This window comes from Phreatobacter oligotrophus (assembly GCF_003046185.1).
Classification (GTDB): Bacteria; Pseudomonadota; Alphaproteobacteria; order Rhizobiales; family Phreatobacteraceae; genus Phreatobacter; species Phreatobacter oligotrophus.
The window spans coordinates 1-12765 of sequence record NZ_PZZL01000031.1 but is presented as its reverse complement, the minus strand read 5'-3'; the positions used below and the strand labels follow the sequence as shown (position 1 = coordinate 12765).

Sequence of the window (12765 nt, the reverse complement as noted above, 5' to 3'; positions counted from 1 at the left end):
ATCCGTCAGGTTCTCGACGCCATGCCCGGCATCTCCTACGCCTTCGCCCAGCCGATCGACATGCGCGTGCAGGAGATGATCATCGGCGCCCGCGGTGACGTGGTGCTGAAGGTCTTCGGCGATGACATCGACGAGCTGAACCGCATCGCCGCCGAGGCGGCCGCCCGCATCCGCGCCTTGCCGGGTGCGGCGGACGTCTTCGCCATGCGCAACGGCGGCATGAAGTACCTGACCGTCAGCATCGACCGGCTGAAGGCCGGCCGTCTCGGCCTCAACGCCACGGAAGTGCAGGAGGCGATCCGCGTCTGGGTCGACGGCCGCCGGCTCGGCATCGTGCTGGAGGGCACGGTCCGCACGCCGCTGGTCCTGCGTGGCGAGCAGGCCCTGCGGGAATCGGCGGCCGACCTCGAGCGCGTCCAGCTCGTCACGCCGACGGGCGGCACGGTCGAACTCGGCCAGGTCGCGGAGATCCGGCTCGAGGATGGACCGATCCAGGTCACCCGCGAGCAGGGCCAGCGCTTTGCCACCGTGCTCGCCAATGTCCGCGGCCGCGACCTCGTCTCCTTCGTCGCCGATGCCGAGGCTGCGGTTGCCTCCTCGGTGCGCATCCCCGCGGCCTACACGCTGGACTGGGGCGGCCAGTTCGAGAACCAGCAGCGCGCCTCGGCCCGCCTCGCCATCGTCGTGCCGATCGCGCTCGGCGTGATCTTCCTGCTGCTCTACATGACCTTCGGCTCGCTCCGTCAGGCGCTGCTGGTGTTCTGCATCGTGCCCTTCGCCAGTATCGGCGGCATCGTGGCGCTCTGGGCCTCCGGCGAATTCCTCTCGGTCCCCGCCTCGGTCGGCTTCATCGCGCTGATCGGCATCGCGGTGCTCAACGGCGTCGTCCTCGTCTCCTACATCAACGAGGTCGTGGCACGCGGGACGCTCACCTTCCGCGACTCGGTGCTGGAAGGCGCCCGCCGGCGCCTGCGTCCGGTGGCTCTGACCGCCACCATCGCGGCGCTTGGACTGGTGCCTTTCCTGTTCGCGACCGGACCAGGCGCCGAGATCCAGCGGCCTCTGGCCATCGTGGTCATCGGCGGCCTGTTCACCGCGACGCTGCTGACGCTCGTCCTGCTGCCGATCCTCTACGAGCGGTTCGGCTGCGCGCCGGCGGAGAAGGCCGCGCATGACGCGCGGCTCGCGGCCCCGGAGAGCGGTTGCAGCGCTTCAGCCACATCGGTGCACCACGACACGGATGGCAAGTCCGTATCCCTGGCCTCGACGCTAGGCTCCCCCCTTGCTCCTGCTGGGCCTCTACCGTGACGGGCAAGTAAGGCGCGATTAGCCAATTCGATACTGCCTAAAGGATGCGCTGTATGTTCCGAGTCACCCTAGCACCGCTACTGGCACTGCTGATGTTCACACCAGCTACCGCTCGTGCCGAGATCCTCTCGCGGCACCTTACACAGGCTCTTTCAATTGACCCTGTGTTCCGCACGCTAGCGGCTCAACGCGAAGCTGCCGCCGCACGCGGAGTAACGGTCGCTTCGCCCATCGCCGGTTCACCCGTTATCGAAGGCAGTATTCGGTCCAACACGCGTGGTCCTGGAGTGAGCCGTGAATTTGAGGTCGGGGGCAGCGTGCCAATATGGCTTCCGGGCCAGCGCGAGGCTCTTGGCGGAGTGGTCACCTCGTCGCTAGCCGAGATCGACCAGAGGCTGAGACTGCGGCGGCTTGAAGTCGCTGGTGCGGTCCGTGAAGCGTGGTGGCAGGCAGTTCGAACTGAGCGCGATTGGCGCCTTGCCCGAGATCGCCTCGCAACCGCCCGAGATATCCAGCGAGACCAAGCCGCCCGCATCACGGCGGGAACGTCGGCGCCCGCTGACGATCTCCTTGCACGTGGCGAGGTCGCAGCGGCGGAACAAGCGTTGCGTGAAGCCGATGCTGCTGCCAAGGCATCGCGAACGGCCTATTCGGTACTCACCGCCGGTGGAATACCCACCGGGGTGCTCGAGCGGGCCGTCCCTCGCCGTAACTCAGATGACCATCCGGCAACTGATGCGGCCCGAGCATCCGTTGCCCGGGCAAGCGCTCAAATGCGACTGGTCAAGGCTACGCCGATCGAGAATCCTGAGATTGGGCTCTTCGGCCGTACGGAGGCAGGCGCTGGTGGAAGCGCGGAAACAACGGGCATTCGTGTGCGCATACCCTTGGCTACCGAAGCTCGAAATGCGCCGCGCCGAGCTGAAGCACGTGCTGGCCTTACCGAGGCAGAGGCTAACCTTGCTGCCGAGCGCCGCCGAATTGATGCCGGAATTGCGGCAGCAGTCGCTGCGCGCGACTCAGCCCGTCAAATCGCCGGCCTGGCCCGTACACGCCTCAGTCTTGCCAACGAGCAGCTCGCGATAGCGCGAACCGCTTTTCGAAGCGGCGCCCTCAGTGCGCTTGACTTATTCCGCATTCAACAGCTGCAACTGGAGGCCGCCCGTGCCTCAGCTGAGGCAGCGACTTCGCTTGGTCTCGCGGAATCCCGTCTCAATCAGGCCCTCGGCTTCGTACCGCTAAGCCACCAGCCCGGCGATCGCGTTGGAGCCAGCCCATCAAGAACATGAGGTGGCCCTCCCTAACAGATGGTGAGATCTCAGGCGGAAGGCGCATCCAGCAAGCAGCGCAAGACCAAATTGTCTGATCCATCACAAGCGGCCGTTGGCCCTGGGCGCTTCCTCAGAAGCCGGGGGTGATCAGTGTTTCCGAAGGCAGCCCTAGAAAACTCAATCGGGAAAAACCGCGACGCTCTTGGCTGGTCTAGCTGCACATACCAGAACCGATCATCCCCGTTCCGACACCGACGCAGGGCAAATTCCGGTTCGCTTCAGTATGGCGGCTGTGAAGGTCACTCCACATCGGGTGGCACTCGAGGAGCGTGGGGTGCCACCCTCAATGTCCGCTGCAATCTAGGAGGCCAGAGTGTGCAATGGAGGAGCGAAGTTGACGCAGAGGCCAGCAGTTTCTGCGCCCGAAGCGGAAGCTGAAAATGTCTGCTATGGGCTCGGGCGGCTTCGGCAGAAATCAAGAATTATGCACCGCCGCGGGGGGCATTGATCTGTCTTATGGTGTCCTACTGCAAATGTCCGGCGCATATACCCTCGCATGCCAAAATCGTTGCTTCCATTCAAGGTGCCGAAGTCGTGCACAATGTCGGCTTCGATCGAAGAAACCGGGCTCCGCTTGTGCGGCGCCAAACCGATGCTGGCTGGCTGATCGCACGCCTCGACAGCATCGGGAACGCCTCATCTTTAAAAACAGACGCCTACTCAGCCAGCTGGACCTGTGTCCCGACGACGCCGATCGAGGTCGGCACCCGCACGTCGGTCGCCCCATAGCGGGCGGTCATCACGAGGTTCGGCCCGGCGTCGAGCCCCATCCAGCGCGTGACGATAATCGTGTAGGCCGACTGGTCGGCCACGGGCTTGTTGGCATCGACCCTGAGGCGGCCGTTGGGCAGGTAGATCGTCCCGAGCAGCATGCGCGCGTCATCGCTGCTGATGAGGTGGCGGCGGCCGACCGCGGCGGCCCGGTCCTCGACGAACAGCAGGGAGGCCAGCGCTCCGTCGCGGGGCGCGGAGAGGCTGATGGAGCTGCGAGCCGCGAAGTTGATCGTGCTGCCCGCCACTGTCAGGTAGAAGCCGACATAGGTCCCGCTGAGCGAGGCGCCGCCGTCGATCCAGAGGGAACCGTCCTTGCTGACGTATTCGCCGGGCGCAAGGCGCACATTGGCCCCCTGGGTGATCCTTAAGCCACCGCAATAGACGCCGGGCCTCAGCGTGGTGCTCCCTCCCGAGATGACTATGTTGCGCTGGTTGCAGCCGCCGACGGCGGGCGGTGGACGGGAGGCGAGCGGGTCGCGCAGTTGCGGGCAATTCGTGATGGGATCGGGGGTGAAATTGGCCTTGGCACCGACTTTTCCGCCAGCCGAGCAGATGACCTGGGCGGACAGGTTGGAGAAGTTCAGGCCGACCATGCCCTGGGCATTCGACGAGTTGGAATAGACCGCGCAACCGGGCGCGGTCAGCTGCGCCCAGGTCTTCAGCCAGATTGCCTGCGGCTGCGCCGGAGTTACTCCTGCCAAGATTAAGGCGCCGAGCGAAAGTCAGGACGAACGGATGGCCCCATCCTTGTCGTCGCCTCCTGCCATCAACCGCTTCAAACAATAGCGGATGACCGGGCGTCGCGGCGGACCGCGGCGCAGACCAGATCCATGGATGTTACCTGTCGGCCGGTCCCCCCATGCAGGGCGAGCCGCCTGTCAACCTTCGCGCGACCGGCCACCGCCAGCGAGTGCCAGTTCCACCTTGAGGCCACCAAACCGGGAGCGCGCGAATGTGACGTCGCCACCATAAACCTCGACAAGGTCGCGGACGATGGCGAGACCCAGGCCGTGCCCGTCGATCCGTTCGTCGAGCCTGCGGCCGCGTTCGATGGTGAAGGTGTCGATGTCGGGGAGGCCCGGCCCGTCATCCTCGATGCTGATGATGGTCGCCGAGCCGTTGACGGCGCGGCCCTCGACCAGCACCTGGCCTTGCGTCCACTTGCGGGCATTGTCCATGACGTTGCCCAGCACCTCCATGAGGTCGGTCTCGTCCATGGCCACCTGCAGGTCGTCGGGCATGTCGACGGCATAGGCGATGGTCCGGCCCTCGGAGAGGACGGCCAACGCGTTGACCAGCGAATCCACAATGGGCCGGACGGGCGTCGCCTTGGTGCGGCGGAAGGCGCGGATGTTGGCGCGCGCACGCATCAGCTCCCGCGAGACATGCTGGCTCATCCTGACGACCTCGATGTCGATCTCGTCGGCGATGGCCGTCTGCCCCTCTCCGCGCAGCCGCCGGGCCAGCGTGCTGAGCACGGCGAGCGGCGTCTTCAGGCCATGGGCAAGGTCGCCGGCCCGGGCGCGGGCGGCGTCGAGGTCGGCGTCACGGGTAGAGAGGAGGGTGTTGAGGTCGTCGACCAGCGGCTGAACCTCCTCGGGAAAGTCGCCGTCGATGCGGTCGCGCTCGCCGCGATGGACCCGGTTCAGCGCGTCGCGCAAGGCGGAGAGCGGCGCCAGCGTCACGCCATTGGCGAGCCAGAGCGTCGCGAGCAGCGCGAGGCCGAGCACGGCCAACGCCGCCGCCGCATAGAGCGTGAACTGGCGGCGGGCCTCGTCCAGCTCGCTGTGGTCGAGGCCGACCGCGACGCGGACCGGCTCACCGCCGGCGACGGGATTTGTCGCCAGCCGCTCGAACACCATGATGCCGCGGCCCTGCGGCCCCTCCCGCTCATAGACGACGACCTCTTCGGGGGCGGGCAGGCGGGCGCGGAAGGGGAAGCGGAAGGCGCCCAGCGAGGTCGAGGCGACCTCCACATCGGTGCGGCCGACCTGCCAGTAGAAGCCGCTGAGCGGCAGGGTGAAGCGCCGGTCGGAGAGGACGATGTCGACCTTGAGCCGGCCGTCGGGACCGGTGGTGACGCTGCGGGCGAGGGCGGCGAGGTCATCGCCGATCTCGGCCGCGGCGCGCGAGCGCAGGGTGCTCTCGAAGATGAGGCTCACCGCGACGCCGGCAATCACCAGGGCCACGGCGATGGCGACGACGGCGGCCCAGGCGAAGCGGACGCGGATGGAGCGGGTCATCGGCCGGACCCGACGGCGGTGTCGATGACGTAGCCGTGGCCGCGCCTCGTCTGGATGACGCCGCCGATCTTCTTGCGCAGCCGCGCCACCATGACCTCCAGCGCGTTGGAATCGTGCTCCTTGTCCTGGCCGTGGATGGCGAGGGTCAGCTCGGCCTGCGAGACGATGCGCCCGGCATGGGAGGCGAGGTGGTTGAGCAGCCGATATTCGAAGGCGGTGAGCGCGACCGGCCGCCCCTCGATGCTGACGGTGCGGCTGCGGGTGTCGATCTCGAGCCCTGCCACCTTGACGATGGGACCGGCCTGGCCGGCGGCGCGGCGGGCCAGCGCCCGGACGCGGGCGACGAGCTCCTCCACGTGGAAGGGCTTGGTCAGGTAGTCGTCCGCGCCGGCATTGATGACCTCGACCTTTTCCCGCCAGCCGTCGCGGGCGGTCAGCACGATGACCGGCATGGTGCGCCCGTCGGCCCGCCAGCGGCGCAGCGCGGTGAGCCCGTCGAGGCGCGGCAGGCCGAGGTCGAGGACCACGACCTGGAAATCCTCGCTGTCGGCGCGGTACCAGCCGTCCTCGCCGTCGGCGGCGATCTCGGCGGCGAAGCCCGCCGCCTCCAGCGCCGCGCGGATGTCGTCGGCGATCCGCGCCTCGTCCTCGACGACCAGCACCCTCATGCCATCCTCATTGTCGCTCCGGCCTCCCGGCCCCGACGATGATGCCGCCGCCAGGCCCCCGGCATCAATGGGCCGGGCGAACGACCACCGCACCGGCGCCTTCCTTCACCGCGGCCGGCTTGCGGCGCGAGAAGACGGCGATGAGGGCGGGGAGGATGAGCAGGATCAGCACCGGCGCGAGGATGATCCCGCCGACCACGACGAAGGCGAGCGGGCGCTGCACCTGGCTGCCGATGCCCGTCGACATGGCGGCGGGCAGGAGGCCGACGCAGGCGGCGACGCAGGTCATCAGGACGGGGCGCAGGCGCACCCGGCAGGCCTCGATCACCGCGGCATGGATGGCGAGGCCCTGGTCGACCATGGCGTTGAAATAGACGATCACCAGGATGCCCTCCATCACCGAGATGCCGAACAGGGCGATGAAGCCGATGGCCGCCGAGACGCCGAAGGGCGTGCCGGTGACGGCGAGCGCCAGGATGCCGCCGACGAGCGCCAGCGGGATGACGCTGAGCGCCAGCAGCGTGTCGGTCAGCGAGCCGAAATGGGCATAGAGCAACAGGGCGATGAGCAGGATGGTGATGGGGACGATGACCTGGAGGCGGGCGATGGCGTCCTGGAGGTTGCCGAACTCGCCGACCCATTCGAGGCGGGAGCCGAAGGGCAGGTTCACCTGGCTCGCCACCCGCTGCTGCGCCTCCAGCACGGTGCTGCCGAGGTCGCGGCCGCGGACGGAGAACTTGATGGGGATGTAGCGCTGCTGGCCCTCGCGGTAGATGGTCGAGGGGCCGGAGACGAGGCGGACGGTTGCGACCTCGCGCAGTGGGATCTGCATCGTGCCGCCATTGCCGTCGCTGGCGCCGATGCGCAGTTCGCCGATGGCCTCGGGGCTCGCCCGGTAGCGCTCGGCCAGGCGCACATAGATGGGGAAGCGGCGGTCGGAGCCGCGCTCGAACAGGGCGCCGGGCGTGTCGCCGGCGATCGCCGTCTTGATCGCGGTGTTGATGTCGCCGGGCTGGAGGCCGAAGCGCCCGGCCTTCTCGCGGTCGACCTCGATCTCGACGGTGGGCTGCCCGAGGATGTTGAAGATGGCGAGGTCCTGCACGCCCGGCACGTCGCGGATGGCATCGCGGATCTCGCGCGCCGTGCGGCTCAGCTGCTGCAGGTCGTTGCCAAAGAGCTTGATCGAGTTCTCGCCCTTCACGCCCGAGGCGGCCTCCGCGACATTGTCCTCGAGATACTGCGAGAAGTTGAAGGATACGCCGGGCAGGGCGTCCGACAGCTTCGCATTGATCTCCTCGATCAGCTTCGGCTTGGTCATGCCCGGACGCCACTGCTCGAAGGGCTTCAGCGGCACGAAGACCTCGGCATTGTTGAAGCCGGCGACATCGGTGCCGTCGTCGGGGCGGCCCTGCTGGGAGATTGCCGTCTGCACCTCCGGGACGTCGGCGATGATGCGCCGCATGCGGTTCACATAGGCGTTGCCCTCCTGCAGCGAGATGGTCGGCTGGAAGGTGGCGCGCACCCACATGTTGCCCTCCTCCAGCTTCGGCAGGAATTCGAGGCCGAGCATCCGCGCGCCGATGGCCGCGACGACCAGCAGCATCACCGCCGCGGCGATGACGAGCAGCCGGCCGCGGATGATCGTCTCGAGCATCGGCTCATAGACGCGGCGGATCGCCCGCACCGCGAAGGTCTCGGTCTCCGACAGGTGACCCTTCAGGAGGACGGCGGAGAGCGCCGGGGTGACGGTGAAGGTGGCGAAGAGGCCCCCGGCGAGGGCATAGGCGTAGGTCTTCGCCATTGGCGAGAAGATGTGGCCCTCGACGCCCGACAGCATGAAGAGCGGCAGGAAGCCGACGATGATGATGGCCGAGGAGAAGAAGATCGGGCCGACCACCTCCGCCGCGGCGGTGAGGATGGTGCCGAGCCGGCCCTGTTCCTCGTCGACCCCGGCCGGCGCCTCGTGCCGCTCGGCGAGATGGCGGAAGATGTTCTCCACCATGATGACGGTGGCATCGACGATGAGGCCGAAATCGAGTGCGCCCACCGAGAGGAGGTTCGCGGATTCCCCGCGCAGCACCATGATGATGACGGCGGTGAAGAGCGCGAAGGGGATCGTCGCCGAGACGATGATGGCGCTGCGCAGATTGCCGAGGAAGATCCACTGCACGAGGAAGACGAAGAGCACGCCGAAGACGAGCGAGTGCATCACCGTGTGGGTGGTGATGGAGATGAGCTCCTTGCGGTCGTAGAGCCGCTCGATCCTGACGCCGGGCGGCAGCACGCCGCCGGCATTGATGCGGTGGACCTCGGCCTCGACCCGCTCCAGCGTCGGCATGCTCTTCTCGCCGCGGCGCATGAGCACGATGCCCTGCACGACGTCGTCGATCTCGTTCATGCCGGCGATGCCGAGCCGGGGCAGGTGACCGACCGTGACGGTGGCGATGTCGCGGATGCGCACCGGCGTGCCGGCGGACTGGGTCAGCAGCGTCGCCTCGATGTCGTCGGTCGAGCGGATCAGGCCGACGCCGCGCACGACGCCCGCCTGCGGGCCGATCTCGATGGTGTTGCCGCCGACATTGATGTTGGCGTTCTGCAGCGCCTGCATGATCTGCGGCAGGGTGAGGCCGGCCGCCATCATCTTCTGGAAATCGACGGTGACCTCGTAGGTCTTGGAGGTGCCGCCCCAGCCGGTCACGTCGATGACGCCGGCCACCGCCTTGAAGCGGCGGGAGAGGATCCAGTCCTGGATGGTGCGCAGGTCGGTGAGCGAATAGCCGGGCGGGCCGACGACACGGTAGCGGAAGATCTCGCCGATCGGGCTCAGCGGCGAGATCTGCGGCTGGACGTTGCCCGGCAGGGTCGGAAGCTGCGCCAGCCGGTTCAGCACCTGCTGCAGCGCCTGGTCGTAAGTGTAGTCGTAGGTGAACTGCAGCTTGACATCGGAGAGGCCGAAGACCGAGGTCGTGCGCAGCACCTTCATGTTGGGCACGCCGGCCATCTGGTTCTCGATGGGCATGGTGATGTAGCGCTCGACCTCCTCGGCCGAGAGGCCCGGCGACTGGGTGATGATGTCGACCAGCGGCGGGACGGGGTCGGGATAGGCCTCGATGTTGAGCTTGGTGAAGGCGACGCCGCCGCCCGCCAGAACCAGCAGGAAGGCGAGCACCACCAGGACGCGACGATCGAGGGCGAAGGAGACGACGGCGTTCATCGCTGCGATCCTCAGCGGCCGTCCGCGACCATCTGGTCGAGGAAGAGGCTGCCCTGGACGACGACACGCTCGCCGGCCGCCAGCCCGTCGGTGACCTGGACGAAGCCGTCCTGGACGAGGCCGGTCCTGATCGCGCGGATGGCGGCACGGCCAGCCTCGTTCACCACCCAGACATGCGCGTCGGCGCCCTGGCGGATGACGGCGCGGCGCGGCACGGCCGGCCAGTCGCTGCCCTTCTCGGTGAAGATGGTCACGGAAGCGAACATCTCGCGCTTCAGCAGGCCGCGCGGATTGGGGATGCTGGCGCGCAGGAAAAGCCGCCGCGTCGCCGGGTCGATGATGCTGGAGACGTGGTTCACCGTGCCGGTGAAGGTCTGTCCCGGCATGGACAGGACCTGGAAGGCCACCTCGTCGCCGATGTCGATGGCGGCCGTGTCGCCCTCCCGGACATAGGCGACGAGCCAGACATGGGCGGTGTCGTCGACGAGGAAGAGCGGGTCGCCGCCACCGCCCTGGACGAACTGGCCGGGGCCGATCTTGCGCTGGGCGATGAGGCCGGCGGTCGGCGCGAGGATCGGCGTCTCCGAGCTGATCGTGCCGCGCTCGCGCAGCTGGGCGAGGTCGGCGTCGGTCTTTCCGAGGATGCGCAGGCGGTTCTCGACCGCGAGCTGGGCGGCGATGGCCGAGCGCTCGTCGGCCTGCGCGCCCTTCAGGTCCGCCTGGGCCTGTTCGAGGTCGCGCAGCGGCGCGGCGCGGCCCTGGTAGAGGTCGCGCTGGCGGCGCTCGTTGATCTCGGCGAGGCGCAGCGCGGTGCGCGCCTTCTCGAGGTTCGACACGGCGGCGACGAAGTCGTTCTGCGCCGCGACCATGTCGGTCGCCTCGATGATGAAGAGCACCTGGCCCTGGCGGACGATGTCGCCGGGGGCGGCGAGGATGCGCACGATCTTGCCGGCATAGGGCGAGAAGACCGGGCTGGCGCGGTCCTCGTCGGTGGCGATCTTGCCCTCGGTGACGATGCGCGGCCGGAAGGAGCGCATGGCGATCGCCTCGATGGTGAGGCTGCGCAGCTCCTGGTCGGAGAGGGCGACGTCCTGCGGCGCTGCCGGGGCGGAGGCGGGGCCACGGGGGCCCTGGGCGGCGGCTGCGGCCGCGGGCTCGCGGGCGGCCCAGAGCGGCGCCATGAGCGGATAGCCGATCCATCCGCCGATGCCTGCGAGGGCGAGCACCGCGACGGCGACGATGACGAGGCGCCGGGATCGCGGGGACTTCTGGACGTGGGTCATGGGGGAGCCGGACAGGAGAGGAGCGCGCCGCGGGCGCACGAGGGAAGCGCTGTCTTACTCTCCGTCACCTGACACCGGCCTGACGGGGGGAGTCAGCGCATTGTCAGCTTGGGGTGGCTATAGCGTCGGCCTTCATCCGTTCTCCCGGGATGGTCTCCAGCGATGGTCCGGTTCCTCGTCTCAGCGCGCCGCGTGGCGCCGGCCCTCGGCCTTCTCGTCGGTTTCGCGATGCCGGCCGGGGCCACCGAGCGGGCGCCGCGCACCGCCACCGTCTCCTCGCTGGAGGAGGCCATGATCCGCGCCTGGCGCATCAACCCGGACATCCAGGCGCAGCGCGCCCAGGTCCGCGCCGTCCGCGAAGCCGAGCCCCAGGCCCGCGCCGCCATGCTGCCGCAGGTCAGCGCCACGGCCTATGCCGGCGTGCTCGCCACCCGCTCGCTGCTGCGCGGCGCCGACACGCCCTTCGGCGGCTCCACCCTCGCCCAGCGTGGCGTGGCCCTGACAGCGACGCAGACCCTGTTCGACGGCTGGCGCACCCAGAACAACGTCGTGCAGGCCGAACGGCTGACGGCCGCCCAGCGCTTCCAGCTGCGGGCGACCGAACAGTCCGTGCTGCTCGACGTCGCCACCACCTTCATCGCCGTGCGCACCGGCCTTGCCCTGGTCGAGGTGCAGCAGAAGAACGTGCAGTTCCTGACGACGACGCTCTCCACCATCCGCACCCGGCTCGCCGCCGGTGTCGCCACGCCCACCGACGTGACGCAGGCCGAAGCCCGTCTCGCCCGCGGCCTGTCCGACCTCAATGCGGTGCAGGCCGATCTCGTCATTGCCCGCGACCGCTTTGCCAAGCTTGTCGGCGCGCCCGCGGGCGAACGCCTGCGCCCCACGCCCGTCGTCGATCGCCTGCTGCCGGCGAGCCGGGACATCGCGCGCGACAAGGCGGGGCACGACAATCCAGCCGTGCTCGCCGCGGCCGAAGCCGTAAAGGCCGCAGATGCCGCTGTGCGCGTTGCGCAGGGCCAGATGCTCCCGCAGGTCGGCGTGCAGGGCCAGGCGGCGCGCGACTATGACACCGACAGCAGCACACGCCGCGTCGATAGCCTGCAGGTTGTCGGCCGCGTCACCGTGCCCCTTTATGCCGGCGGCGGACCGGAGGCGCAGGTCCGGCAGAACCGGGAGCTGGTAGGGGTCGCGCTGTTGCAGCTCGACAGTGCCCGTCTCCAGGCCCGCTCGGCAGCCTATGGCGCCCGCGTGGGCTTCGACACGGCCGGCATCGCCATCCGCGCGGCAAGCGAGGAGGTGCGCGCCGGTGAAGCGACCGTCGAGGGCATCCGCAGGCAGCTCGAGCAAGGGATCAGGACCGTGACGGAGCTGCTGAATGCGCAGCAGGACGCAGTGGCGGCTCGTGCGCGCCTGGCCCAGGCGACAGGCGACCGGGCGGTAGCGGCCTTCACCCTGCTCGCCGCCGTCGGCCGGCTTGGGCTCAACGATCTCGGCATCCGTGCCAAACCGCTCGCAGAGCCCCAGCCCCCGCCAGACATGCAGGTCCGCTTCGATTCCTGGCGGGACCTCCGGACGGTACCCCCGCTGATCGCGAGATGATTCAAGTGTCAAGCACTGAACTCCGACGCGATGAGATGGGCGTCCAAATGTCGCTCATCCTTCTCGTCCGAATGATTGAACGAGGTATCGAATAACCATATGGACGATCGCCTGTTCCTTCCTCTGGCAGCCACCCCGTTGTCCCTTTCTCCCGTTCTCTGGCGCTCGGAGCCGCAGCTCGCCGCGGTGGTGCCGCAGGCCTCGCTGGCAGCGCTGCTGGCGCGGCATGGCGGCCGCGTCTTCTGGACCCTGGCGCTGACCCACGCCATCCTGTCGGTGGTCGCGCCGGCCATCGGCTTCCACACCCTGCCGCGCGACACGATCGAGGGGTTCCTCTGGGGC

The 12765-nt window shown here is 68.5% G+C and carries 8 protein-coding genes; 3 read left to right on the top strand and 5 right to left on the bottom strand.

Annotated elements, in window-relative coordinates; translation table 11 throughout:
- On the top strand, positions 1–1308 hold a 1308-nt coding region (locus C8P69_RS22675; RefSeq protein ID WP_146167436.1), incomplete at its 5' end, for an efflux RND transporter permease subunit.
- 1987 nt (positions 1309–3295) lie between these two features.
- Here the strand turns inward: C8P69_RS22675 and C8P69_RS22665 are convergent.
- The 5 genes from C8P69_RS22665 to C8P69_RS22645 form a co-directional block, all read right to left on the bottom strand.
- Positions 3296–4114 carry a hypothetical protein gene (locus C8P69_RS22665; protein ID WP_146167435.1) on the bottom strand — a complete coding sequence of 273 codons (819 nt, stop codon included), beginning with the start codon at positions 4112–4114 and terminating at the stop codon, positions 3296–3298.
- Between the two features lie 177 nt (positions 4115–4291).
- The gene (locus tag C8P69_RS22660) at positions 4292–5656 is read right to left on the bottom strand and encodes an ATP-binding protein (RefSeq protein WP_108179708.1); all 1365 of its coding nucleotides are present in this window, start codon (positions 5654–5656) and stop codon (positions 4292–4294) included.
- Positions 5653–6324: a response regulator transcription factor gene (locus C8P69_RS22655; protein WP_108179707.1), complete on the bottom strand. Its 672-nt coding sequence runs from the start codon at positions 6322–6324 to the stop codon at positions 5653–5655. The genes C8P69_RS22660 and C8P69_RS22655 overlap by 4 nt, the downstream gene beginning before the upstream one ends.
- A 64-nt stretch (positions 6325–6388) precedes the next feature.
- Positions 6389–9538 (bottom strand): efflux RND transporter permease subunit, encoded by a 3150-nt coding sequence (locus C8P69_RS22650; RefSeq protein ID WP_108179706.1) that lies wholly within the window; start codon positions 9536–9538, stop codon positions 6389–6391.
- A gap of 11 nt (positions 9539–9549) precedes the next feature.
- Entirely contained in the window at positions 9550–10821 is a 1272-nt protein-coding gene (locus C8P69_RS22645; RefSeq protein WP_146167434.1) for an efflux RND transporter periplasmic adaptor subunit, read from the bottom strand.
- Between the two features lie 162 nt (positions 10822–10983).
- Between C8P69_RS22645 and C8P69_RS22640 the strand changes: the two genes are divergently transcribed.
- On the top strand, positions 10984–12423 hold the full coding sequence (locus C8P69_RS22640) for a TolC family outer membrane protein (RefSeq protein ID WP_108179704.1): 1440 nt from the start codon (positions 10984–10986) through the stop codon (positions 12421–12423).
- A 138-nt stretch (positions 12424–12561) separates the two neighbouring features.
- A partial coding sequence (locus tag C8P69_RS22635) for a hypothetical protein (RefSeq protein ID WP_146167433.1) occupies positions 12562–12765 on the top strand: 204 nt, incomplete at its 3' end.

Bases quoted from the DNA above. Each gene is read 5' to 3' on its own strand.
- C8P69_RS22660 (WP_108179708.1), bottom strand. From the start codon at position 5,656: ATGACCCGCTCCATCCGCGTCCGCTTCGCCTGGGCCGCCGTCGTCGCC.
- C8P69_RS22655 (WP_108179707.1), bottom strand. From the start codon at position 6,324: ATGAGGGTGCTGGTCGTCGAGGACGAGGCGCGGATCGCCGACGACATC.
- C8P69_RS22650 (WP_108179706.1), bottom strand. From the start codon at position 9,538: ATGAACGCCGTCGTCTCCTTCGCCCTCGATCGTCGCGTCCTGGTGGTG.
- C8P69_RS22645 (WP_146167434.1), bottom strand. From the start codon at position 10,821: ATGACCCACGTCCAGAAGTCCCCGCGATCCCGGCGCCTCGTCATCGTC.
- C8P69_RS22640 (WP_108179704.1), top strand. From the start codon at position 10,984: ATGGTCCGGTTCCTCGTCTCAGCGCGCCGCGTGGCGCCGGCCCTCGGC.